The sequence below is a fragment of the Rhodococcus sp. NPDC056960 genome, assembly GCF_042674125.1.
Classification (GTDB): Bacteria; Actinomycetota; Actinomycetes; order Mycobacteriales; family Mycobacteriaceae; genus Rhodococcus_F.
The window spans coordinates 68,692-91,748 of sequence record NZ_JBHURF010000019.1 but is presented as its reverse complement, the minus strand read 5'-3'; the positions used below and the strand labels follow the sequence as shown (position 1 = coordinate 91,748).

Genomic DNA, 23,057 nt, shown 5'->3' with positions numbered 1-23,057 from the left:
CCGGATACGGTGGCGACATGACCACAGCTTTCGTTCTGTCGGGTGGAGCCAGCCTCGGGGCCATCGAGGTCGGGATGTTGCAGACCCTGATCGGCAGGGGAATTCGGCCCGACCTCATCGTCGGCACGTCCGTCGGAGCGCTCAACGGCGCGTGGCTCGCCGGTGGCTCCTCCGACGCGGACCTTCGTGACCTGGCCGACCTGTGGCGCGGGCTGAAGCGCAGCGCGGTATTCCCCGCCGGGTTGCTTACCGGCTTCACCGGTTTCGTCGGGCTCCGGAACCATCTCGTGTCCAACCGGGCCATCAAGCGGTTACTGGAGACCCATCTCCGGTTCGAGCGGATGGAGGACGCACCCATTCCGCTGCACGTCATCGCCGTCGACGTGCTGACCGGCAAGGACGTTCGGTTGTCGACGGGCCCCGCGGTCGACGCCGTCACCGCGAGCGCGGCGCTGCCGGGCATCCTCCCGCCCGTGGTGATCGACGGCCGGGCCCTGATGGACGGCGGGGTCGTGAACAACACCCCCATCTCCCACGCGATCGAACTGGGTGCCACGACCGTGTGGGTGCTGCCCACCGGGTACTCCTGCACGCTGTCGAAGGTCCCCGGAAGTGCCCTGGGGATGGGGTTGCTCGGGGTGACCCTCGCGATCAATCAGCGTCTCGCCCTGGATATCGAGCGGTACGAGAGCGTCGCCGACATCCGGGTCGTGCCGCCGCTGTGTCCGCTGGACACGAGTCCCGCCGATTTCGGCGACGCCGACGAGCTGATCACGCGGGCCCGGGAGCAGACCGCGAAGTGGCTCGACGAGGCGCCCGTCGAGGTCGGGCAGGCCGATCTGCTGCTGCCGCATCGGCATCGGTGACGGTCAGCGGCACCCGTCGGGCGCCGGCACACCGGCGAGTCGCTCGTCGATCCAGTGCACCACCTCCGGCAGCGCGAACACGGCCGCGGTGAGGTGTTCCCCGAACTGCGGGGCGTAGGTGACATTCGCGCCGCCGCGGCACCACTCCTGCTGAAGGGCGATCACCCCCTCCTCCGGAATCCACTCGTCGCCGAGGAACACTCGCGACGACCCGTGATAGAGCAGCACCGGGGTGGTCGGCGCGACTGCGCCCAAACGGTTCTCGGCAACGACCGTCCGTGCCGTGACCGAGTCGAACGGGTCGGGCACGGACGCGAGCAGTTCGGCGGGAATCGAGGCGACCCCGGCCGGGGCGAGAGCCATGATGCACTGATCCCGCAGCGGTGACGTCGCCAGCAGCACACCCAGCGGATTCGCCAGGGTCAGCATCTCCGGATATTCGCGGGCGAGCCCGAGGACGGCGGACAGGTACACACCCGAACCGATCTGACCGTTCAGCGTCCTGCGGAGTAGCCCGAAGTCTGCGGGGGTTCCGCCCGCGGCCGCCCCGGCGAGTGCGACGTCCGGTGCGTACGTCGGCTGAAGTTGCGCGGCCCACCCTGTGGCGATCGCGCCGCCGCTGTACCCCGTCGCGACCACGGGACTGTCCGACAGTCCCAGCCCCGGTAGTCGCTTCATGCCGCGGATGCTGTCGAGCACGGCATGACCCGCCATGCGCCCCGCGCTGTACGCCATCCGCGGTCCCTGGTGATCGGGCACGAGCACCGCGTAGTTCTTCGCGAGGAACAGCGACAGCACCGGGGGGATGTCCAGGTCGAGGGTCTGCCAGTTGTGGACCATCTTGTACGACGGGGTGCACCGGGCCCCCAGCGAGTCGATGGGCATGTTGTAGTCGACGACGGGCCTCGGCCCCGGCGCAGTCCATTCCGCGGTCGGGACCAGCACCGTCGCGGTCACCGGCACGGGACGGTCCTTGGAATCGTTGGAGCGCACCATGATCTGGTGGGCCCGGTGTGGTACCAGCGGGTTCGGGAACGCGCGGAGCGTCACCTCCCGCGAGCGGATGATCTCGCCCGCCGCGAAGTCCGCGACATTCGGCGGCCACACGAAGAAGTCGTCGTCCAGGATGGGGGACGGGAGAATGGATTCGGGCCCGAGGGGCTGCGCGGACACCCGCGGGGGATGGGCGCAGACGTACGCGGCCGCGCAGGTGGAGAGTGTCATCAGGACCACTGCGCGAAACAGCTTCATCGCTACCACCGCCGCCCTGAGGTAACTGTCCCGGGATGTAACTGTAACTCCAGTCACGTCGTCGCAGATAGACACGGCTACAGCGGTGGTTTGTTTTCGCTGCCGGATGGTTACTGTGTGTGCATGGCGGTCACCGTGGAGCGGGCAGTACTCGAGCAGGCTGAAGACATCGTTCAGATGCACTGGGACGCAGAGGATTGGCTCCTGGCCAGGGAAATCGATCCGCCCGCCCGAGGTGAGGTGTCGCTCGCCGACGTGCGGGAACAGATCGAGTTCGGAGAATGGCGTGTCGCGCTGTTCGCCGGGATCGTGGTGGGGGCGCTGCGGGTGCTGCGGTCGGACCCGGACGTGTGGACCGAGGACGACACCCCGGCCGCGTACGTCGCCCGCGTCATGACCGACCGCCGCCACGCCAGCGCGGGACTCGGCGCCCAACTGCTCCGGTGGGTCGACGAGCACGCCCGCTCAGAGGCGGCGTCCGTCGTCCGGCTCGAGTGCGTCGAAACCAATTCGCGACTCCGCGACTACTACGAGGAGCAGGGCTTCTTCCCGGTGGGTCGCAGAGACTTCGAGGTGGAGTGGCCGAGCGTCGTGCTGATGGAGAAGTCCCTGCTCTGACCGTTCACAGCGGGTCGAGGATCCGGTGCAGGAACTGCCGCAGCCGTGGCCCGGCCGGATTCGCGAGTACCTCCTTCGGTGTGCCGCGTTCGAGCACGACGCCGCCGTCGATGAACAGCACCTGGTCGGCCACCTGCTGAGCGAACCGGATCTCGTGCGTCACGATCACCATCGTCCAGCCCTCGGTGGCGAGGTCGCGGATCACGCGCAACACCTCACCGACCAGTTCGGGATCGAGTGCGGACGTCGGCTCGTCGAACAACATCAGTTTCGGCTTCAGCGCGAGCGCCCGGGCGATCCCGACCCGCTGCTGCTGACCGCCCGACAGCTGATACGGGTACCGGTCCGCCTTCTCCGCGAGGCCGACCTGGGTCAGCAACCGCATCGCGTCGGCGCACGCCTCGTCCTTGGGACGCTTCTGCACGACGATCGGGCCTTCGGTGACGTTCTGCAGCACCGTCTTGTGGGGAAACAGGTTGTGGGACTGAAACACCATCCCGCTCTGCGCGCGGAACCGGGCCAGCATCGAACGGCCCACCTCCGTGCCGAAATCCACCGACACGTCGCCGATGGAGATCACCCCGGCATCGGCCATGTCGAGGGCGTTGAGGGTGCGCAGCACCGTCGTCTTGCCGGAACCCGACGGTCCGATGATGACGGTGACCGTTCCGGCGGCGACGTCGAACCCGATGTCGCGGAGCACCTGATGGTCGCCGAACGACTTCTCGACGCCGGATACCTGGAGCAGGGGAGGAGTGTCGGTCATCGGGCCACATACCTGTCGAGTCGGGCTTCGAGCCGGCCCTGGACGGCCGACAGGAAGATGCAGATCACCCAGTAGTACAGCGCCGCGACACCGTAGAGGGCGAAGAAGTCGAACGTCGGCGCGGCCGCGAGCTGCGCGACGCGCAGCAGTTCGGTCACCAGGATCGTCGACGCCAGTGAGGTGTCCTTCACCAGTGAGATCAGCGTGTTCGACAACGGGGGGACGGCGACGCGCGCGGCCTGCGGCAGCACGATGCGCTGCAGGGTGGTGGTATATCCCATCCCGATGGTCTGGGCGGCCTCCCACTGTCCCTTGGGGATCGACAGGATCGCCGAGCGGATCACCTCCGCCGCGTAGCCACCGACGTTGAGGCTGAACGCGATCACCGCCGCCGGGAACGGCTCGAGCGTGATCCCGAATTGCGGCAGCGCATAGAACACGATGAACAACTGCACCAGCAGCGGGGTGCCGCGGATGATTGAGACGTAGAAGCGGGCGAGCACCGACAGCGGTCTGATCGACGAGATCCGGGCCAGCGCCACCAGCAGCGCGATCACGAGCCCGATGGTGAAGCTGATGATGGTCAACGGGATGGTCATGGTGATCGTGGCCTTCAGCATCGGCCACAGGTTGTCCAGGATCAGCTGGACCGTTGCGTCGTCCACGGACAGACTCTCAGTTGCTCGGCGCCGAGACGTCGGTGCCGAAGTACTTCTGCGAGATCTGGGCGAGGGTACCGTCGGCCCGCAGCTCGTCGAGCGCCTTGTCGATGTCGGGCATCAGGCCGCTGTCCTTGCGGGCGGCGAACGCCTGCTCGCTCGTGTCCCCGGTCTCCGCGGCCACCTTCACGCCGGTGTCCCCGGTCTGTTTCTGGTACTCGGCGACGGCCAGATTGTCGTTGACGGTGGCGTCGACGCGGCCGTCCTTCAGCAGGGTGATCGCCTGCACGAAGCCCTCGACGGATTCGACGTTCGCGCCCGCGTCCCGCGCCACCTGCGCCCAGTTGCTCGTCGCCGACTGCGCCGTCGTCTTGCCGTTCAGGTCGGCGAGCGAGGTGATCGAGTTGTCGTCGGCGCGGGTGACGATCACGCCCTCGGAGTAGGTGTACGGGGTCGACAGGTCGTACTTCTGGGTGCGTTCGTCGTTGACGGTCACCTGATTGGCGACGAGGTCGTACCGCTTCGCCTCGAGGCCCGCGAAGATGGAGTCCCACGGAGTCTGCGTGAACTCGACGGAGACACCGAGTTTGTCGCCGACCGCGCGGATGACGTCCACGTCGTACCCGGTGAGCTGGCCGTCGGGGCCCTGGTAGCTGAACGGCGTGTACGTGCCCTCGGTGCCGACCTTCAGGACCCCGGCCTCGCGAACCTGGTCGATCACCGGCCCCGAATCGGAGTTCCCGCACCCGGCCAGCGACAGTGCGGTCAGGACGGCGATCAGGGCGGCCGGAAGTGTGCGTCGCACGGAGTTCCTCCTCGTTCGGCGGATCAGCTAACCGTACTGGTCGAACGCCACCCGGATAGGATCTTCGCGTCCCCCTCAGGAAGAAGGTTTGTCCCGCCGTGCCCTCTCTCGCTCTCCGACGGCCGGTGTGGCTGCATCCGACGGTGTTTCGTATCGAGTCGTTGTCTGCGCTCGTCGTGGCGATGGCCCTCATCCCGGAGGCGTTGTCGTTCTCCATCATCGTGGGTGTCGATCCGCGGGTGGGCCTGTTCACCGCCGCGATCATGGCGATGACCATCGCGTTCACCGGCGGCCGTCCGGCGATGATCTCCGCGGCCACCGGTTCGGTGTCGCTGGTGCTGGCGCCGCTCATGGCGTCACACGGGTTGCAGTACCTCATCGCGGCGGTCTTCCTCGGCGGTGCCATGCAGATCCTCCTCGCCGTCCTCGGGGTCGCGCGGCTCATGCGGTTCCTGCCCCGCAGCGTGATGGTCGGGTTCTGCAACGCGCTGGGAATCCTCATCTTCGTCCACCAGTTCCCGTACCTGACGAACGTGCCGTGGGCGGTGTACGCGCTCCTCGCCGCCGGTCTGGCGCTGCTCGTGTGGATCCCGAAGCTGACCACGGCGGTGCCGGCCCCGCTGCTGGTGATCGTCGGTCTCACCGCGTTCACCGTGCTCGCCGGTGTCGCGGTGCCCACCGTCGGCGACCAGGGGGAATTGCCCGACGGGCTGCCGACCCTGATCGGGCTGCCCGACGTTCCGTTCACCGTCGACACTCTGAAGATCATCGCCCCGTTCGCGTTGGCGATGGCCGTCGTCGGACTGCTCGAATCGTTGATGAGCGCCAAACTCGTGGACTCGGTCACCGACACGCATTCGGACAAGACTCGCGAGTCGTGGGGCCAGGGCGTCGCCAACATCGTGGCCGGACTCTTCGGCGGCATGGGCGGATGCGCACTCATCGGGCAGACCATCATCAACGTCAAGACGGGCGGGGCCCGCACCCGGCTGTCGACGTTCCTGTCGGGGGCGTTTCTGCTGATTCTCGTGGTCGGGCTCGGCGACGTAGTGGGGACCATTCCGATGGCGGCGCTCGTCGCCGTCATGGTGCTGGTGGCCGCGACCACCTTCGACTGGCACAGCGTGCGCACGCTCCGGCGGATGCCTCTGAGCGAGACCCTGGTAATGCTCAGCACCGTCGCGGGCACCCTCGCGACGGACAATCTCGCGATCGGTGTGGGTGTCGGTGTGCTCGTCGCGATGGTGCTGTTCGCGCGCCGGGTGGCGCACATGGTGGACGTGCGCGGCGAACTCGACGGCGGCGTGAAGACGTACCGGGTCAGCGGGCAACTCTTCTTCGCCTCGTCCAACGACCTCGTGTTCTCGTTCGACTACGCCGACGACCCCGGCCGTGTGGTCATCGACCTGTCGGGCGCCACCATCTGGGACGCCTCCACCGTGGCCGCGCTCGACGGCATCACCACCAAGTACGCGAGCCGGGGCACCGACGTCACCGTCGAGGGCCTGAACCCGGTCAGCGAGGAGCGGTACCGCAGGCTGACCGGCCGGCTGGGCGACTAACCCACCGTCTCCCGCAGGTACGCGAGATCCTCGGCCAGCCCTTCCTCCGGTGTCTCGAGGACGACGGGCGCATCGGCGGTTCTGACGACCTCGGCGAGCAGTTCGGCGTCGATGGTTCCGTCGGCGAGGTTCGCGTGCCGGTCGCGCGCCGAGTTGAACTCGTCGCGGGAGTTGTTGAGATGGACCAGGTCGATACGCCCGGTGATGGCCTTGATGCGCTCGACGACACCCATCAGTTCCTCGCCGCCCGCCCATGCGTGACAGGTGTCGAGGCAGAATCCGGCGCCGAAGTCGCCGACCTCCTGCCACAGCCGGTCGATGGCGTCGAAGTGCCGTGCCATCGCGAAGTCGCCGCCGGCCGTGTTCTCGATGAGGATGGGGACGGGGAACCCGCCCTTGTCGGCCTGACGTTCGAAGAGTTTGCGCCAGTTGACGATCCCGGCCTGCACGTCCTCGCCGTCGCGGACGTGGCCGCCGTGGACCACCAGTCCGAACGCGCCGATGTCGGCAGCGGCCTGGGCCTGCTGTGCGACGGCGTTGCGCGACGGCATCCGCAGCCGGTTGTTGAGGCTGGCCACATTGATCACGTAGGAGGAGTGCACGACGACGTCGATGGAGCTGTCGCGAATCTCGTCCGTCCGCGGATGTGTCGGAGGTTTTTCCCATTTCTGAGGGTCGGTGAGAAACATCTGGATGACGTCGGCGCCGAGCCGTTCGCCGTATCCGATCGGATCTTCGTCCTGGCGGACGTGTGCTCCTATGCGCATGTAACCAGGGTAGGGGGTGGGTGCGGCGACATCGCTTGTGCTTGTGATCGCAGGCTTAATGCGTGATGGCTAGTCTTTTGGAGCCTCCATCGGCATTAGGCTTGCGCTCGCAGTCATAGGCATGGACTTCGGGGCGAAATCGGCGCACACTGTCGTTAAGCATCCGATTACAAGCATTGTGCGAACAGAGTAGGAGGCTTTCATGGCGACCCCCCGCCGCCGCGAACGCACGGAAACCGGAGGCATCGCCGACGGATTCGTGGCCCGGCGGCATCAGCTCGCGCTCACGCAGGCGGAGCTGGCCGACCTGGCCGGGGTGTCGAGGTCCAGCGTGCAGTCGATCGAATCCGGTCGGGGCACGGTCCAACTGGATCTCGTCGACGCCGTCGCGGGTGCGCTGGGCTGCCGCCTGGTGCTCGTGACCCGCGCGGGGGTCGAGGTGACGTCCTGATGGTCGAGAATCTCAGCGGGGTCGAGCGGGCCGACGTCTACAAGGGTGAGCGCCTCGCGGGCAGCCTCGCCAGGGAAGCCGGGGACGTCGTCTTCCGCTACGACGCCGCGTACCTGCAGGACCCGAAATCCCCGCAGATCGCGTGGACGATCCCCACGTCGTCGCCCGACGTGCGGGCGAGCGGCGGCAGCGTTCCGCCGTTCTTCGCGGGTCTCCTCCCGGAAGGGATCCGGCTTCGCGGTGCGGTCGCGGCCACCAAGACATCCGAGGACGATCACCTCACGATCCTGATGGCCGTGGGGGCAGACACGATCGGAGACGTGCGCGTCCTGCCCGAAGGGGTGCCGCCGCCCGAGACGGCGCCCGTGTTCGACCCCGACGCCATCGAACGCTCCGACCTGCGGGCGCTGTTCGAGCACATGTCGGGGCACGAAGCGGTGAAGCTGGACCCCACCTCGCTGCCCGGAGTGCAGGCGAAGGTGTCCGCTCAGATGTACTCGACGCCCATCGCGACCGAGAAGGGTCCTGCCATCCTCAAACTCTCACCACCGCAGGGATACCCGCAGCTGGTGGAGAACGAGCACTTCTTCATGGGGCTCGCCGCGCACTGCGGGTTGCCCGTCGCCGATCATCAACTGGTGCGCGACGGGAAGGGCAACGCCGGCCTGCTGGTCGCGCGTTTCGACAGGCGAGTCGACTCCGCCGGTCGAGTCGTTCGCACACCGCAGGAGGACGCCTGCCAGGTGATGGGCGTGTTCCCCGCCGCCAAGTATCGGTTGAAGACCGAGAATGTCATCACCGCCCTGGCCGACGTGTGCGAGCGCGGCGGCGGATCGGCGCGAGTGGCGACACTGGAACTGCTCCGGCTGGTCGCATATTCGTACGCGATCGGCAACGGCGACCTGCACGGCAAGAACTTCTCGGTGCAACTTGCCGAATCAGGGCTGTGGAGCGTGACCCCCGCCTACGACCTGCTGTGCACTCAGCCGTACCTCGGGTGGCGCGACCCGATGGCACTCGACTTCTACGGCAAGGCGAACAAGCTGAACCGCAGGCATTTCGTCGAATCGGGTGGCCGGCTCGGTGTTCCCGAACGTGCCGTCACCAGGATGCTCGACGGTGTCCGCAAGGGCATCGGGCGGGGCATCGGGGACATCGAGAGAATCGGTTTCACGCCGAAGGAAAACGCTCAGCTGCGCACACTGATGGAGCGGCGCTCGGCCGAGCTGGGCTGAGGTCTCACCACACCCGGAACGCGCTGTCGGAGAGCGTGAATCCGTGCCCCGCCTCGCTGTGGCACGTCACCCCGGACTTCTCGTCGACGAGGCACGTCAGATCGTTCACCTGCAACGCGGTGGCATAAGGCAGGGCCGGGGCCGCCGACCCGTCGAGGGGGTAATACCGGGGATCACCCGCGCTGGCGAACTGCCCGGGGCGGGCGCCGGTGACCTCGATCGCATTCGGTGTCACCGCGGTGCCGGACGCGCCGGCCCCCGGAACCTTCGGCGCCGACGCCGGCATCGGGCCGTGACAGCCCGCGGTCGGGAGGTCGCCGCCGGTCAGGATGCCGCAGTGGAACTTGGTGCTCGGGGTGGTGAAGTAGTAACTCCCCGCCGCCGTGCCCGCGAACGCCTTCGGATCCGCCTGCGCCGGGGAGGTCGTGGTGGTCGTGGTGGTGGTGGGGCTTGTCGACGTCGTGCGCGGGGGTGTCGTGGTGGTCGTTCTCGGCGCGGTCGTCACCGAGGGCGTTGTCACCGTCGGGGTGGTGGCCGGTCCCGCGACGGCACCGGTCTCGGGGGATCCGTCGACCGAGCGACCGCAACCGGCCACCAGCAGCAGTGAAGCGAACAGGAGCACCGCACGCACCGTGGAGGTCATGGGGGAGAGCCTAGAGCGCGCCGGACGAAATTCTGGGACAGTGGTGATCAGTCAGTTGCCAGGAGGTCCGATGCCGGAAAACGCCCACTACGAGGAGCGTCGTGCCCGCATCTCGGCCCAGGTCCGCCAGTGGTGTGAGCAGGCCTCGATCGCGGGCAGGCATGCCCCGCTGTCGGACGCCGCCGCGGTGCTGATCGCCGCCGGTCATCTCGACGCCCCGACCCGGCAGGTGCTCACGAACCGCCGTCGGGCGGGCCGGACCATCCCGGCGATCGGCGGCTTCGGGGCGTTGCGTCTGCTGACGGACGAATACAACCAGGTTGTGCGCCGCGCCGATGCCCTGCGCCCCGGCCCGGCGCAACTGCTGTTCAAGTACCGCGCCACCGAACTGGGCCGCAAACTGCAGTCGTACCGGTCTGCCGTGGTGATGTCGACGGCGCACTACGGCAGCGGCGTCCGGGCGATGCGCCGGGACCGGCGTGAGGGCGTGCATCTGGACCTCGAACAACGGGAGTCCCTGTTCCGGGCGCTGCAGCGCACACCGGCGCCGGTCGTCGGCACGCCGCTCGAACGGGCCGGCAACTATGCCCGCGGCACCGCAGCGGAACGAATCGGTCAGGCGGCGGAGAACACACCGATGGCCGCCGTCGGACGACGCGTCGCCGAGGCGATCGGCAAGGGCGCCGACCTCGACAACGACACCTTCGCCGACGGCTACGACACCCTGCTCTACCTGGCGGGGATGCTCTTCGACCGAATCGACGGTTCCCCTGTCTGGCAGTCGGAGCACTTCGCGGTGCAGCGGCATCAACTCGACCTCGCCGAAGAACTCACCCAGATCGCCGTCGACACCGTCGCCCTGCGCGGCATCCGGCTCGAACTCGACGACGCACTCCGCGCCACCCACTCCGACAGCGGGCGGCACCAGGTCGAGGCCCGGCGGAACGCGCTGAAACCGGTGTGGGATCAACTGGTGGACCGCGTCGCCGCCCTCGCCCGAATAGGCGACCTGCTGTCGCGGGCCGAGGTGCAACTGCGATCCGTGCTGGCGGTCAACCGGGCGATGAGTCTCGACAGCCGCATCGACGAACTCATCGCCCGCTCGGGCGATCGCGAATTGTCGGCGGAGAACACCCACTACGTGGGCGATCAGTTCGGCGGGGTGGAGGAACTGATGCTCACCTACCAGTCGGCGTTGTACGGCGACATCGCCGAACTCACCTCCTGGGGACGGGCGTGACCGACTTCGACCGGTTGGGTGACGAATCGTTCGTCTCTCTCACCACGTTCCGGAAGTCCGGCGCGGCCGTGGCGACGCCGGTGTGGATTGCCCGTGACGGCGGTGCCCTGATCGTCACCACCCCCGAGGACAGCGGAAAGGTGAAGCGGCTTCGCAACAATGGGAACGTCGAACTTCGCCCCTGCACCCGACGGGGCAAAGTGGACGCCGACTCCGAACCCGTTGCCGCAGTGGCCGAAATCGTCACCGACGAGTCCACCAGCAGAAGGATGACCGACACCATCCGGGACGAATACGGACTGGAATACCGGATCGTGATGTTCGTCGAACGCATCCTCGCGCGCAGGCAGAAGCCGCGGGTTCTTCTGCGCATCACCCCGGCGACCGAGGGTGCAAGACCAGCCATTTCATGACGCTCGCAGGTGTGTCGGAGTCGGGAGCGGTGGTGCGGTGGATCGGTAGTGGTGCCCGGTCGGGGTGCCGAGATCGATCGCATGCCGACCACCCCGGTGGGTGACCGGGCGGGCCACCCAGCCCGGTGCCTCCTTCGCGTAATTGCACGCCTCGCACACACCGGACCCGTTGTTCGCCGACGTCCGACCGGACTTGTCGTGTGAGCGGATGTGGTCGTGATGGCGGATCGGCGCATCACACCACGGCGTCCGGCACGTCCGATCCCGCAGGTCGATCAACCTCGCCAGGCTCTTCGGAAACGTGCGGGACCGCGAGTCCATCGCCGTCAACGCCCCCGACCCCGGGCGCGCATACACCCGCCGCAACGCGGTCTCCGTGTCCGCGCTCACCGCGTCCGCCACCAGGTGCCGGGCGATCCCCGCCGGCACCGGACCGAACCCCTGCAGCTGTGCCGTCTCGGAACCGCCGGCGAGGAGGGTGTCGTCGGAGAGCACCAGATTCACCGCCACCGGCGCCCCCGCCGCCACGGATTGTCCGGTGCCGCGTTCGAACAGCAGGTCCACCATCAGCTGATTGCGGGTCCGGCCACCGCTCTGTCCGGTGGCGATCAGGCGGTCCGCGTCCCGGCCCAGGGTCGCCTGCAAACAGACGGCCTGCGCCACCGGCATCAGCACACTCAGGTGCGCCATCGTGTCCGGCGCCGGCCGTGTCGTCACCCGCCGCTCCGAGACCGCCTTGCGGTGCCGGCGGACGACTGCGGCGGCGTCGAGTTCGGCCGCCAACGCCGCCGCCCGCGCGATCAGCCCGCGGTCACCGACCCCGTCCAGCACGGCCGGGTCGGCGCACAACCGGCGGTCCACGATGCCCCGATCGGATGCGGACAGGCACGCCGTTTCCCGCACCAACAGGGTGGCCCGCCATTCGTTCAACCGCCCCGACCGCAGCAACGCCAGGGTGTGCGGCATCTCGTGCACCACCGCCCGAGCGAACCCCAGATGCCGGCCACCCCGGTTCGGGGATTCCCTGCGCGCCAACGCGATCTGCGACCCGATCCCGCGATTCCACTCCGCCCGCGGCAGCCCCGCGGCCTGCCGCTCCGCCCGAACACATGTCGCGACGTGGTCGGTGATCACCGCCTGCGCCGCACAGCCCACCGACTTCAACGCCTCGATCGCATCGAGCAGATCGATCCCCGCCCCGGCGTCATCACCGGCCGCCACGCACCGCAACCGTGCGGTGAACGCCCGCACCTCCGCCAGATCCGGTGCCACCACATCCCCCAATGGAACCCCCCCAAGGCCATTCGAAACTTTGTTCGATTTTACCAATCATGTTCGACTGGGGCAATACTCGGCGGATTCGGTCTACGGTGGTCGGGAGAACTCTCGTCGAACAAGGATGTGGGGACTGGCTGCGATGACCGATGACGCTGAACTGCAACGTGCGGTCGCGCACGAATTCTCGGCACTGGCCGATCTGCTCGACGGGCTCTCCGATGCGGAGTGGAACACTCCGTCGCTGTGTGCGGGGTGGCGGATTCGGGAAGTCGTCGCGCACGTGACCATGGCGGCGCGCTACTCGGAGGACGAGTTCATGAGACGTCTGCGGGAGAGCGAATTCGATTTCACCCGGCTGTCGAACGAGATCGCCGCTCGCGATGCCGAATTGGCAACCACGGAACTCGTCGCCAATGTGCGCTCGGACATCATGCGCCACTGGACCCCGCCGCGCGGTGGGTATCACGGCGCTCTCAACCATGTGGTGATTCACGGTCTCGACGCCACCGTGCCGCTCGGAGTGCCGCGCCGCGTTCCCGAGGCGACGATTCGTGTCGTTCTCAACGATCTCACCGCGGGTGGCGGTCACTCGAACTTCGGCATCGATATCGAGGGCCGCGGCTTGCGGGCGACGGACCTCGATTGGTCGTATGGTTCCGGTGCCGAATTACGGGGAGCGGGTGAAGATCTCGCGCTGATGATCTGTGGCCGCACCCTTCCTGCAGGGCGGGTCGAGGGCGACCCCCTGTAGTCCGGTTCAGATTCCCGGGATGATCCCGGGTAGACGAAGTGCCCGGGACCTCCGCCGGGGAGGGTGGCGCCGAGTGATCCTGGGAAGTCCATGGACAGCTTGACGAGTTTGTGTGGTTGCCCGTTCTGGTCGGCCTGCCAGCAATCGAGAAGGACGCCGTGGAATCCGGTGCAGACGATACGGTTCGCGGTGCCGAACGGCGAGGTGAGCCGGCGTGCGGCCGCTACGTCCGCAAACCGGGATGACGGCTGGCCAGGACCGGTACGAGGAACTTGTTCGGCGCGAGGCGGGCGAACACGGAGGCCGCCCGGTTCGCGAAGCCGGGTATGGCGATCATGTGCCCCTTGTCGAGTCCGTCGATGCCGGTCGCGGCCACGGATTCGGCGCTCTCCCACATGAAACTGGGCAATGCGGCTTCGGCGTCTTCCTTCGCGAATCCGGCGGTCTCCCCGAACCCGGTGTCCACGGGCCCGGGGCAGAGCGCGGTCGCGGTGACGCCGGTGCCTTTCAATTCGCCGGTCAGGCTCTCGGTGTAGGAAAGGACGAACGCCTTGCAAGCGGCGTACCCGGCCTGCCCGGGCAGCGGCTGGAATGCCCCGGTGGACGCGACGTTGAGGATCGCCCCCCGGCGCCGTTGCACCATGCCGGGCAGGGCGCGGCTGCACAGATCCGCGACAGCCATCACATCGACCTCGATCATGTTCATCTCGGCGTCCGGATCGGACGCGGCCACCGGGCCGAGGGTGGACAGGCCGGCGTTGTTGACGAGGATGTCGAGGGTGAGTCCGAGTTCGCCGACGCGGTCGAGCAGGGTCGCACGGGCGGAGCGGTCGGACAGATCGGCGCTCACCACGTGTGCCCGACCGCCTGCGGCCCGGAGTTCGGTGGCCAGTTCCTCCAACTTGTCGGCCCGACGGGCGACGAGCACGACCTGGTGACCGCGGCGGCTGAGTTCACGGCTGATCGCGGTGCCGATCCCGGACGACGCTCCGGTGACGAGCGCGGTGCGATCGGCGGCAGGCGTGGGAAGAGTCATGAGTCCAACCTACGTGCCGCCGCCGTCGCTGACGCAGGATTCACCGGGTCAGGCGTGGGTTCCGCCATCGATGCGGATCTCGGTTCCGGTGACGAACGCACCGTCGTCGGAGGCGAGCATGGCGACCACACCGGCGACCTGCTCGGGTCCGCCCATGGCCGCGCCACCGGATTCCAGGGTGGTGGGGAGGATGGGCGAGAGCTTGGAGAACAGGCTCCAGTCGGCGTCGGAGGGCACGTAACCCGATGTGGCGTCGGTGATTCCGGTCTTGATGCTGCCGGGGGCGACGCCGACGGCGCGCAGGCCCTGCTTGCCGTATTCGAGTGCCAGTGCATGGGTGAACGACTGGATGGCGCCCTTGCTCGCGGCGTACGCGGCCATGTAGGGGTGCGCGAACGCGGCGGACGTGGAACTGAAGTTCACGACCACGCTGCGCTCGCCCCGCAGCAGTGCCGGCAGGCATTCGCGGACCATGAGGAACGTGCCGGTGAGGTTGACACCGATCACCTGGTTCCAGAGGTCCAGCGACGTCTCGTGGGTGTGCGAGGCGCGGAGGATGCCGGCGGCATTCACGAGGACGTCCAGTCCGCCGAGGGTCTCGACGCTCGACTTCACGCCGTCGACGACGGACTTCTCGTCGCCGATGTCGATGCCGGTGACGCTGAGGCGTCCCGCGGTGCCTGCGGCGTCGGCGAGTTCCACAGTCTTTGCCAGGCCGTCTTCGGAGACGTCGGCTGCCACGACGATGCCGCCCTCGTCGAGCAGGCGGAGCGCGGTGGCCTGTCCGATACCCGACGCGGCGCCTGTCACCAGGATCCGCCGGTTGTCGAATCGATTCATGGTGTTACTCCTCGTGTGTTTCCGTGTTCGATGTCATTGGCCCATCACGTATTTCACGGTGGGTCCGGCGGTCCATCCGCCGTCGACGGCCAGTTCCGCACCGGTGACGTAGGCGGCGGCGTCGGACAGCAGGAAGCCGACGGCGCCGGCGATTTCCTCGGGTACCCCGACCCGGGCCATGGGGGTGTTCGGGTAGTTGCCTTCGCCCGCCTGGATTCCGAGGCCCGCGGTCATCGGGGTGTACGTCATTCCGGGGTGGACGGAATTGACGCGGATCCGGTCGGTGCCCAACTCGACGGCGGCGATCTTCGTCAGTCCCCGCACGCCCCACTTCGATGCGCCGTACCCGGCGGTCAGCGCGAGGCCCATCAGTCCGGCGGCCGAGGAGATGTTGACGATCGATCCGCCGCCGACGGCGCGCATGGGGGCGATCACGGCCTGCAGACCGTTGAACACACCGGTCAGGTTGATGTCGAGGACCGTCCGGAAGTGGTCGAGCGGTTCGTGCTCGATGTACTGGCCGGTGGAGATGCCGGCGTTGTTGACGAGGCCGTCGACGCGTCCGAACTCGTTCGTCGCCACGTCGACCGCGGCCTGCCACTGCTGCGGGTCGGTGACGTCGAGGTGGCTGTACCGCGCCCGGTCACCCAGCTGGGCGACGGTGGCCTGTCCTTCTTCGTCGAGGACGTCGCCGACGACGACGCTGCCGCCCTCGTCGACGATGCGCTGCGCGAAGGCGGCGCCGAGCCCGCGCGATGCGCCGGTCACGATCACGACCTTCCCCGCCAGTTGCTGTGCGATCTCGGTCATCTCAGCTCACATCCTCGTTTTCGAAAGTCTCGTTCGTCGGCGCGCGTCGGTTGCCGACCGCCCGAGTCTGCTGCGGGCTTCGCCGTCGGGAAACGGGTTCTCCCGGTGATCGGAACAACTCGTAGCCACCGGAAACCCCAGCCCACTGTGATGTGGATTACCCGCTCACGCTCCGGACACGCCGGAGGGCGGCTCTCCTCGACAGCCCACCGAAAGGCTCTTCCATGTCTCGTCGTGTCACGTCCACCGCCGCGGTGCTGATCACCGGCAGCGTCCTGTTCGCGGGTCTCGGCACGCCGGCGCTCGCATCGGCGGACCCGTTGTCGCTGCCCGGAATCACGCTGCCCGGATTCGGTTCCTCCGACTTCGGGAGCGCGGGCCCGGTCGCCGAGACGCCACGACTCGCGTCGGTCGACAACTTCCGCGACGTCGGGGGAACGGGACGTGGGTACGCCACCGCCCGTGGGGGACACGTGACGCGGGGAGTGTTCTACCGTTCGAACGCACTGGTTCCGAACGATCAGGATCTCGCCGTCCTCACCGGTCTCGGTCTGACGGCGGTGTACGACGTGCGCACCGTCGAAGAGGTCGCGGCGAAACCGGACCGGCTCCCGGCAGGCCCGCGATACCTGGGCATCCCCATCCTGTCGGGCGACCTGGGTGCAGCGGTCGCGCAATTGAAGTCGCCGGCCGACGCCGTCGCGTTCATGCAGCAGATGAACCGCAGCTTCGTCGACGACGCGGCCACCCGTGCGGGGTTCGCGAATCTTCTGACGTCACTGGCAGAGACGGACGGGCCGCAGGTCTTCCACTGCACGGCGGGCAAGGATCGCACCGGCTGGGCGTCCGCATTGCTGCTGTCGATCGCGGGCGTTGCGCAGGAGACCATCTTCGACGACTACCTGCTGACCAACGACTACACCGCCGCGTCGATGAAGGTCACGTACAACCAGATCGCCGCCAGCCGCGGGGACGCGGTGGCGGCGATCTACCAGCCGTTGCTGGGGGTCGACCGGAGTTATCTGGAGGCAGGCCTGGGGCGTCTCACCGAGCGGTACGGCACGGTCGACCGCTACCTGACCGAGGGGCTCGGCCTGAGCCCGGCGACCATCGACCGGCTCCGGAGCAAGCTGCTGAGCTGAGTCGAGTGGTGCGTCAGGCGCCGATCGCGTCCGAGAGCGTCGTGAGGTGGTTGATCTCGGACGCGGTCAGCGTCACCGTCGGGGCGTCGAGCAGGGCGGGGAGTTGCTCGAGTCGGCTCGCGCTCGCGATCGGCGCGGTGATGCCGGGCCGGGTGAGGAGCCAGGCGAGCGCGATGGTGGAGATCTCCGCGGAGTGGGCGGCGGCGATCTCGGCCAGCGCGTCGACGACGGCGAGGCCCGACTCGGAGAAGTAGCGGGTCGCCATCCGCTGCCGGGGTTGACCGTCCAGATCGGCCTGGGTGCGGTACTTGCCCGCGAGAAAGCCCGCGGCCAGGGAGTAGTACGGGAAGACGCCGAGGTTGTTCTCGGTGGCGATCGCCGCGACCTCGGGTTCGTAGTCGTGCCGGTGGACGAGGTTGTAGTGCGGCTGCAGCGCGATCGGGGCCGCGAACCCGTGCTCGGCCGTGAGGGACAGCCATTCCCGGATGCGCTCGGGGGAGTAGTTGGAGATGGCGACGTAGCGGACGAGGCCGTCGCGCACCAGTTCGTCGAAGGCGCCGAGTGTGTCGACGAGCGGGGTCTCGGCGTCGTCGAAGTGGGCGTAGTACACGTCGATGTGGTCGGTCTGGAGCCGCTTCAGGGACGCCTCGGCCGCGGACCGGACGTTGGCGGGCGCCAAGCCCTTGAAATTTGGGTGCTGGCTGACCTTGGTGGCGATCACCATGTGTTCGCGGTTGCCGCGGGAGGACATCCAATTGCCGAGGACGGTCTCCGATTCGCCGCCGGAGTTCCCCTCGGCGAACGCCGAGTACGAGTCGGCCGTGTCGACGAAGTTGCCGCCGCCCGCCGCGAATGCGTCGAGGATCTCGAACGACGTCGATTCGTCACTGGTCCAGCCGAAGGTGTTTCCGCCGAGGGCCAGGGGGAAGATGTCCAGATCCGACGTGCCGATCGCGACCACGGGTGCTCCGTTTCTTGGTGTGCTGTTTCTCGGTGTGCATGTGCGAAGGTGCGAAGAGTTCGGCTGACCACGCTATCGCAGCCGCGTAGCGAACGTGCGTCCGACTACCGAACGCCCTGTTTTGATGGAACTCCCGGAATCGGACATGTGTGATCGAACCCAGCCCACCGCGACTCCACTGGCATACCGTGAAGGGGGTGCATGCGTTCCGGCGAGCCACGGAGTTGAGTGATGCAGGACCAGTCGATCGACGACCTCTTGAACACGGGCCTGTTCATCGACGGGCAGTGGGTCCACTCGAGCTCCGGTGAGACCCGGGACTGCATCAATCCGGCTGACGGATCGGTGGTCGCCACCGTCGACGAGGCATCTGCGGACGACGCCACCCGTGCCGTCGCCGCGGCCCGTGCGGCCTTCGACGAGGGTACGTGGCCCCGCACCCCCGTCGCCGAGCGTGCGGCCCTGGTCGCGAGAATCGCCGATCTGCTCGTGCGGGACAAGGAGACGCTCGCGCGGATCGAGACACTCGACACCGGAAAGACGTTGGAGGAGAGTCGGATCGACATCGACGACGTGGTGTCGGTGTTCCGGTACTACGCGAACCTCGCGGCCGTCGAGGCGGACCGCCTGGTGGACGTCGGCCGGCCCGACGTGATCAGCCGGGTGGTACGTGAACCGATCGGCGTCTGCGTGCTCATCGCCCCGTGGAACTATCCGCTGCTGCAGATCTCGTGGAAGGTGGCGCCCGCGCTGGCCGCCGGCTGCACGATGGTCCTCAAACCGAGCGAGGTGACCCCGCTCAGCACTATCGCGTTCGTCGAGTTGATCGTCGAGGCAGGCGCTCCGGCCGGGGTGGTGAACCTGGTGCAGGGCAGCGGCGCGGTGCTCGGTGCCGCGCTCACGGGCACCGCGGACGTCGATTTCGTCTCGTTCACGGGTGGGCTCGCCACCGGACGAGTCATCCTCGAGACCGCCGCGAAGAACGTCACGAAGGTGGCGGTGGAACTCGGTGGCAAGAATCCGCACATCGTCTTCGCGGACGCGGACGGCGACGATTCGGTGGACCAGGTGCTCACGGGGGTGTTCCTGCACTCCGGTCAGGTGTGCTCCGCGGGAACCCGGCTCATCGTCGAGGAATCCATCGCCGACCGGTTCGTGGCCGCGCTCGCCGCGCGCGCCGAGAAGATCCGGATGGGCAACGGTCTCGATCCCGCGAGCCGTACCGGCCCGTTGGTTTCCGAGGCGCACCGGGAGAAGGTCGAGCGGTACGTCGCGCTCGGGCTCGCCGAAGGCGCCCAGTTGGTGACGGGAGGCGCGCGGCCGTCGGATCCCGCGCTGGCGAAGGGGAGCTACTACCTCCCGACCATCTTCGATCACTGCGACCGCACCATGCGCCTCGTGCAGGAAGAGACGTTCGGGCCCATCCTCACCGTCGAGCGTTTCACCACGGAGGAGGAGGCGCTGCGCCTCGGCAACGACACCGAGTACGGCCTCGCTGCCGGTGTCCGGACCGCCGACAGCGCGCGGGGCGAGCGGATGGTGCGCGGTCTGCGGCACGGCACGGTGTGGCTCAACGACTTCGGCTACTACACCGCGGCCGCCGAATGGGGCGGTTTCAAGATGTCCGGAAACGGGCGCGAACTCGGACCCGCCGGTCTGGCGGAATATCAGGAGACCAAACACATCTGGCACAACACCTCGCCCACGGCGGCGGGGTGGTTCGACAACGACTAGGTCGGCGCACGGAGAGGCGAGAGAACCATGGCAACTCGGCACGGGGCAGTGGGTGACGACGGGACGCCGGGGGACAGCGGGCTCGGCGAACTGGGGTACAAGGAAGAGCTGGATCGGAGCCTCGGAAAATTCGCCAGTTTCGCCGCGGGAGTCAGCTACATCTCGATCCTCACCGGCACCTTCCAACTGTTCTACTTCGGATTCGGCACCGCGGGCCCCGCATACCTGTGGTCGTGGCCGATGGTGTTCGTCGGGCAGATGGCCGTCGCCCTGTGCTTCATGGAACTCGCGGCCAAATACCCCGTCGCCGGCTCCGTATACAACTGGGCGAAACTGCTCGGCAGCAGGATCGTGGGATGGTCGTCGGGCTGGCTGATGCTCACGGCGTCGATCGTCACCCTGTCGGCCGTCGTGCTCGCACTGCAACTCAACCTGCCGCGGCTGTGGAGCGGGTTCCAGATCGTCGGCGACGGCAGCGGTGAATACGACTTCGCGACCAACGCCGTCATTCTCGGCACGATCATGATCGCGTTCACGACGGCGGTCAATGCGTTCGGCGTCAAGCTGATGGCGCTCATCAACAGCACGGGCGTGTTCGTCGAATTGATCGCGGCCGTGCTCATCGCCGTGATCCTCGCCGCCAACGTCACCCGCGGTCCGGACGTGTTCTTCTCCACCCACGGGTACGGTGCCGGCGAGACCGGCGGCTATCTGAGCGTCTTCCTCGTGGCGTCCCTCGCGTCGGGGTACGTGATGTACGGATTCGACACCGCGAGTTCGCTCGGTGAGGAAACGGTCGATCCGCGGCGGACGGCACCCAAGGCGATCCTGCGGGCGATTCTCGCGTCGTTCGTGATCGGCGGGGCGATCCTGGTGTTCGCGATCATGGCGGCGCCCGACCTCGACGATCCGCTGATCGGCAGCAGCGAGGGCGGCCTGCAGTACATCGTCGAGCAGGTGATGTGGGGACCGCTCGGCAAGGTCTTCCTCGTCTGCATCGTCATCGCCGTCACCGTGTGCTCGCTCGCGGTGCACGCCGCGGCCATCCGGCTCACGTTCGCGATGGCCCGCGACAACGCCCTGCCCTTCGGTGAGCGACTCGCCCACGTCAACCCGAAGCATCAGACGCCGGTGGTGCCCGCCATCGTGATCGGGGTGCTCGCGGCGTTCATCCTCGTCATCAACATCGGTCAGCCGCAGATCTTCACGGTGCTGACGTCGATCGCGATCATCATGATCTACCTGGCGTACCTCATGGTCACCGGTCCGCTGCTGAAGAAGCGGCTGCAGGGGCACTGGCCGCCGAAGGATCTCGCGGAGAAGGGCTACTTCACGATGGGCCGGTGGGGACTTCCCGTCAACATCTTCGCCGTGTTGTGGGGAGTGGGCATGGCGCTCAACCTCGCCTGGCCGCGCACCGAGGTGTACGGCACGCCCTGGTACAACACGTGGGGTGCGTTCGTGTACATCGGCATCATCCTCGGGCTGGGTCTCCTCTGGTACGCGGTGAAGGGGCGTAACCACATCGGATGTCTCGCCTCGCACGCGGCGTCGTCGAAGGACGAGACGACGGAGAGCGAACTGTCATGACGGACACCGTATTCGACTACGTGATCGCCGGCGGCGGCACCGCCGGGTGCGTACTCGCCGCGCGACTCAGCGAGGACCCCTCGGTGACCGTCTGCCTCGTCGAGGCCGGACCGTCCGACGTCGGTGACCGCAACGTCCTGGACTTGTCGCAGTGGATGCACCTGCTGGACTCCGGGTACGACTGGGACTATCCGGTCGAGCCGCAGGAGAGGGGCAACAGCTTCATGCGGCACGCCCGCGCCAAGGTCCTCGGCGGATGCTCCTCCCACAATTCGTGCATCGCGTTCTGGCCGCCCGCCGAGACGCTCGACGACTGGGCGGCGGCCGGCGCCACCGGCTGGGGAGCGCAGGATGTGCTCCCGCTGGTGGCGCGGGTCGAGAACAACGACGCCCCCGGCGACCAGCACGGACACGACGGTCCCGTGCGGTTGCGCGACGTCCCGCCGAACGACCCGTGCGGCGTGGCCCTGCTCGAAAGCGCGGCGAAGGCCGGGTTGCCGACGGTGCAGTTCAACCGCGGCACCACCGTCCTCGACGGGGCCGGCTGGTTCCAGATCAACGCGTCCGAGGACGGCACCCGGATGTCGACGTCGCACGCCTACCTGCACCCGATTCTCGGATCCCGCCCGAATCTGGACGTGCGCACCGACTGCTGGGTCAGCGAGATCCTCGTCGACGACGCGACCACGGCGACGGGCGTGCGGTACCAGCGACCCGATCTCTCCGGCTACGACACCGTCTCGGCCCGCCGCGAGGTGATCGTCACGGCGGGCGCCATCGACACCCCGAAACTGTTGATGCTCTCGGGGATCGGGCCGACGGTGCACCTGCGGGAGATGGGTGTGCGCGTTCGCGTCGACGCTCCCGGGGTCGGGCAGAACCTCGACGACCACGTCGAGGGGCTGGTGTTCTGGGACGCGTCCCGGCCGATGGTCGAGACGTCGACGCAGTGGTGGGAGATCGGGTTGTTCGCCACCACCGTGAAGGGGTTGAACCATCCGGACCTGATGATGCATTACGGCAGTGTGCCGTTCGACATGAACACACTCCGGTGGGGCTACCCGACGACCGACAACGGGTTCTGCCTCACCCCGAATGTCACGCAGGGGCTGTCCCGCGGAACGGTGCGACTGCGTTCCCGCGACTTCCGGGACCGCCCGCGAGTGGACCCGCGGTACTTCACCGACCCCGACGGCCACGACGAGGCCGTGATGCTCGCCGGATTCCGGCTGGCGCGCCGCATCGCCGAGCAGGAACCCCTCCGCGGCTGGATTGCGCGGGAACTGGCGCCCGGGAAGGAGGCGGAGGCCGACGACGAACTGATCGACTACGCGCACCGGACGCACAACACCGTGTACCACCCGGCCGGGACCGCCCGCATGGGCGCGGCCGCCGATCCGATGGCCGTCCTCGATCCGGAGTTGCGGGTGAAGGGTGTCCGCAATCTGCGGGTGGTGGACGCGTCGGCCATGCCGAAGCTGCCGTACGTCAATCCCAACATCACGGTCATGACGATGGCCGAGAAGTGCGCCGATCTGATCCGCGGCGCCTGAACGGAGTGCCCCGGAGGCCCTGCGTGAACCGCTGGGTACTTTGAAGTCCTACTATCTCCCCATACCGGTAGAGAGACGGAAGGGCA

The 23,057-nt window shown here is 67.8% G+C and carries 23 protein-coding genes and 1 pseudogene; 12 read left to right on the top strand and 12 right to left on the bottom strand.

Going from position 1 to position 23,057, the window contains the following annotated elements:
• The first annotated feature begins 17 nt into the window (after nt 1–17).
• Complete coding sequence (locus ACFTWF_RS28115; RefSeq protein ID WP_378464425.1) at nt 18–866, top strand: patatin-like phospholipase family protein; 849 nt, start codon at nt 18–20, stop codon at nt 864–866.
• A 3-nt stretch (nt 867–869) separates the two neighbouring features.
• On the opposite strand, the gene ACFTWF_RS28110 is transcribed toward ACFTWF_RS28115, so the two are convergent.
• Nucleotides 870–2,117, bottom strand: a complete 1,248-nt coding sequence (locus ACFTWF_RS28110; RefSeq protein ID WP_378464424.1) for a lipase family protein — start codon at nt 2,115–2,117, stop codon at nt 870–872.
• 123 nt (nt 2,118–2,240) lie between these two features.
• Between ACFTWF_RS28110 and ACFTWF_RS28105 the strand changes: the two genes are divergently transcribed.
• Nucleotides 2,241–2,735 carry a GNAT family N-acetyltransferase gene (locus ACFTWF_RS28105; protein ID WP_378464423.1) on the top strand — a complete coding sequence of 165 codons (495 nt, stop codon included), beginning with the start codon at nt 2,241–2,243 and terminating at the stop codon, nt 2,733–2,735.
• 4 nt (nt 2,736–2,739) lie between these two features.
• Here the strand turns inward: ACFTWF_RS28105 and ACFTWF_RS28100 are convergent, their stop codons facing one another.
• Genes ACFTWF_RS28100 through ACFTWF_RS28090 form a run of 3 tightly spaced genes read right to left on the bottom strand, consistent with a single transcriptional unit; the run spans nt 2,740 to nt 4,965 of the window.
• Complete coding sequence (locus tag ACFTWF_RS28100) at nt 2,740–3,501, bottom strand: amino acid ABC transporter ATP-binding protein (protein ID WP_378464422.1); 762 nt, start codon at nt 3,499–3,501, stop codon at nt 2,740–2,742.
• The gene (locus ACFTWF_RS28095) at nt 3,498–4,166 is read right to left on the bottom strand and encodes an amino acid ABC transporter permease (RefSeq protein ID WP_378464421.1); all 669 of its coding nucleotides are present in this window, start codon (nt 4,164–4,166) and stop codon (nt 3,498–3,500) included. The genes ACFTWF_RS28100 and ACFTWF_RS28095 overlap by 4 nt, the downstream gene beginning before the upstream one ends.
• A gap of 10 nt (nt 4,167–4,176) precedes the next feature.
• Nucleotides 4,177–4,965, bottom strand: a complete 789-nt coding sequence (locus ACFTWF_RS28090; protein ID WP_378464420.1) for a transporter substrate-binding domain-containing protein — start codon at nt 4,963–4,965, stop codon at nt 4,177–4,179.
• 98 nt (nt 4,966–5,063) lie between these two features.
• Between ACFTWF_RS28090 and ACFTWF_RS28085 the strand changes: the two genes are divergently transcribed.
• Complete coding sequence (locus ACFTWF_RS28085) at nt 5,064–6,527, top strand: SulP family inorganic anion transporter (protein WP_378464419.1); 1,464 nt, start codon at nt 5,064–5,066, stop codon at nt 6,525–6,527.
• Here the strand turns inward: ACFTWF_RS28085 and ACFTWF_RS28080 are convergent.
• Nucleotides 6,524–7,294 carry a deoxyribonuclease IV gene (locus tag ACFTWF_RS28080; protein ID WP_378464418.1) on the bottom strand — a complete coding sequence of 257 codons (771 nt, stop codon included), beginning with the start codon at nt 7,292–7,294 and terminating at the stop codon, nt 6,524–6,526. The two genes, ACFTWF_RS28085 and ACFTWF_RS28080, sit on opposite strands and share 4 nt — an antisense overlap.
• 202 nt (nt 7,295–7,496) lie before the next feature.
• On the opposite strand from ACFTWF_RS28080, the gene ACFTWF_RS28075 reads away from it, so the two are divergent.
• Both ACFTWF_RS28075 and ACFTWF_RS28070 read left to right on the top strand, forming a co-directional pair.
• On the top strand, nt 7,497–7,745 hold the full coding sequence (locus tag ACFTWF_RS28075) for a helix-turn-helix transcriptional regulator (protein WP_378464417.1): 249 nt from the start codon (nt 7,497–7,499) through the stop codon (nt 7,743–7,745).
• A complete protein-coding gene (locus tag ACFTWF_RS28070) occupies nt 7,745–8,980 on the top strand; it encodes a type II toxin-antitoxin system HipA family toxin (RefSeq protein ID WP_378464416.1) in 1,236 nt (411 codons plus the stop codon). The genes ACFTWF_RS28075 and ACFTWF_RS28070 overlap by 1 nt, the downstream gene beginning before the upstream one ends.
• Nucleotides 8,981–8,984: 4 nt before the next feature.
• On the opposite strand, the gene ACFTWF_RS28065 is transcribed toward ACFTWF_RS28070, so the two are convergent.
• Nucleotides 8,985–9,623, bottom strand: coding sequence for a hypothetical protein (locus ACFTWF_RS28065; RefSeq protein ID WP_378464415.1), 639 nt, complete (start codon nt 9,621–9,623; stop codon nt 8,985–8,987).
• A 70-nt stretch (nt 9,624–9,693) separates the two neighbouring features.
• Here ACFTWF_RS28065 and ACFTWF_RS28060 point away from each other — a divergent pair, with 70 nt between their 5' ends.
• Nucleotides 9,694–10,863, top strand: a complete 1,170-nt coding sequence (locus ACFTWF_RS28060; RefSeq protein WP_378464414.1) for a hypothetical protein — start codon at nt 9,694–9,696, stop codon at nt 10,861–10,863.
• Nucleotides 10,860–11,276 (top strand): PPOX class F420-dependent oxidoreductase, encoded by a 417-nt coding sequence (locus tag ACFTWF_RS28055; RefSeq protein WP_378464413.1) that lies wholly within the window; start codon nt 10,860–10,862, stop codon nt 11,274–11,276. The genes ACFTWF_RS28060 and ACFTWF_RS28055 overlap by 4 nt, the downstream gene beginning before the upstream one ends.
• Here the strand turns inward: ACFTWF_RS28055 and ACFTWF_RS28050 are convergent.
• Entirely contained in the window at nt 11,271–12,560 is a 1,290-nt protein-coding gene (locus ACFTWF_RS28050; RefSeq protein ID WP_378464412.1) for an HNH endonuclease, read from the bottom strand. The genes ACFTWF_RS28055 and ACFTWF_RS28050 overlap by 6 nt on opposite strands.
• Nucleotides 12,561–12,693: 133 nt before the next feature.
• On the opposite strand from ACFTWF_RS28050, the gene ACFTWF_RS28045 reads away from it, so the two are divergent.
• Nucleotides 12,694–13,305, top strand: a complete 612-nt coding sequence (locus ACFTWF_RS28045) for a maleylpyruvate isomerase family mycothiol-dependent enzyme (RefSeq protein ID WP_378464411.1) — start codon at nt 12,694–12,696, stop codon at nt 13,303–13,305.
• Between the two features lie 6 nt (nt 13,306–13,311).
• Here ACFTWF_RS28045 and ACFTWF_RS28040 read toward each other — a convergent pair.
• The 4 genes and pseudogenes from ACFTWF_RS28040 to ACFTWF_RS28025 form a co-directional block, all read right to left on the bottom strand.
• A pseudogene (locus tag ACFTWF_RS28040) lies at nt 13,312–13,523 on the bottom strand (hypothetical protein); the annotation flags it as partial.
• 5 nt (nt 13,524–13,528) lie between these two features.
• A complete protein-coding gene (locus ACFTWF_RS28035) occupies nt 13,529–14,341 on the bottom strand; it encodes an SDR family NAD(P)-dependent oxidoreductase (protein ID WP_378464410.1) in 813 nt (270 codons plus the stop codon).
• 48 nt (nt 14,342–14,389) lie between these two features.
• A complete protein-coding gene (locus tag ACFTWF_RS28030; protein WP_378464409.1) occupies nt 14,390–15,181 on the bottom strand; it encodes an SDR family NAD(P)-dependent oxidoreductase in 792 nt (263 codons plus the stop codon).
• Nucleotides 15,182–15,214: 33 nt separating this feature from the next.
• The gene (locus ACFTWF_RS28025) at nt 15,215–15,991 is read right to left on the bottom strand and encodes an SDR family oxidoreductase (protein WP_378464408.1); all 777 of its coding nucleotides are present in this window, start codon (nt 15,989–15,991) and stop codon (nt 15,215–15,217) included.
• A gap of 224 nt (nt 15,992–16,215) precedes the next feature.
• Here ACFTWF_RS28025 and ACFTWF_RS28020 point away from each other — a divergent pair, with 224 nt between their 5' ends.
• Nucleotides 16,216–17,133, top strand: coding sequence for a tyrosine-protein phosphatase (locus ACFTWF_RS28020; RefSeq protein WP_378464407.1), 918 nt, complete (start codon nt 16,216–16,218; stop codon nt 17,131–17,133).
• A gap of 13 nt (nt 17,134–17,146) precedes the next feature.
• Here the strand turns inward: ACFTWF_RS28020 and ACFTWF_RS28015 are convergent, their stop codons facing one another.
• Nucleotides 17,147–18,094 (bottom strand): aldo/keto reductase, encoded by a 948-nt coding sequence (locus ACFTWF_RS28015; protein WP_378464406.1) that lies wholly within the window; start codon nt 18,092–18,094, stop codon nt 17,147–17,149.
• Nucleotides 18,095–18,325: 231 nt separating this feature from the next.
• Here ACFTWF_RS28015 and ACFTWF_RS28010 point away from each other — a divergent pair, with 231 nt between their 5' ends.
• From ACFTWF_RS28010 to ACFTWF_RS28000, 3 genes are read left to right on the top strand one after another with little or no spacing between them, the layout of a single operon-like run.
• Nucleotides 18,326–19,828, top strand: coding sequence for an aldehyde dehydrogenase family protein (locus ACFTWF_RS28010; RefSeq protein WP_378464405.1), 1,503 nt, complete (start codon nt 18,326–18,328; stop codon nt 19,826–19,828).
• A 27-nt stretch (nt 19,829–19,855) separates the two neighbouring features.
• Complete coding sequence (locus ACFTWF_RS28005; RefSeq protein WP_378464404.1) at nt 19,856–21,418, top strand: APC family permease; 1,563 nt, start codon at nt 19,856–19,858, stop codon at nt 21,416–21,418.
• Nucleotides 21,415–22,971 carry a GMC family oxidoreductase gene (locus tag ACFTWF_RS28000; protein ID WP_378464403.1) on the top strand — a complete coding sequence of 519 codons (1,557 nt, stop codon included), beginning with the start codon at nt 21,415–21,417 and terminating at the stop codon, nt 22,969–22,971. Before ACFTWF_RS28005 ends, ACFTWF_RS28000 begins: the two co-directional genes overlap by 4 nt.
• The last annotated feature ends 86 nt before the right edge of the window (nt 22,972–23,057 follow it).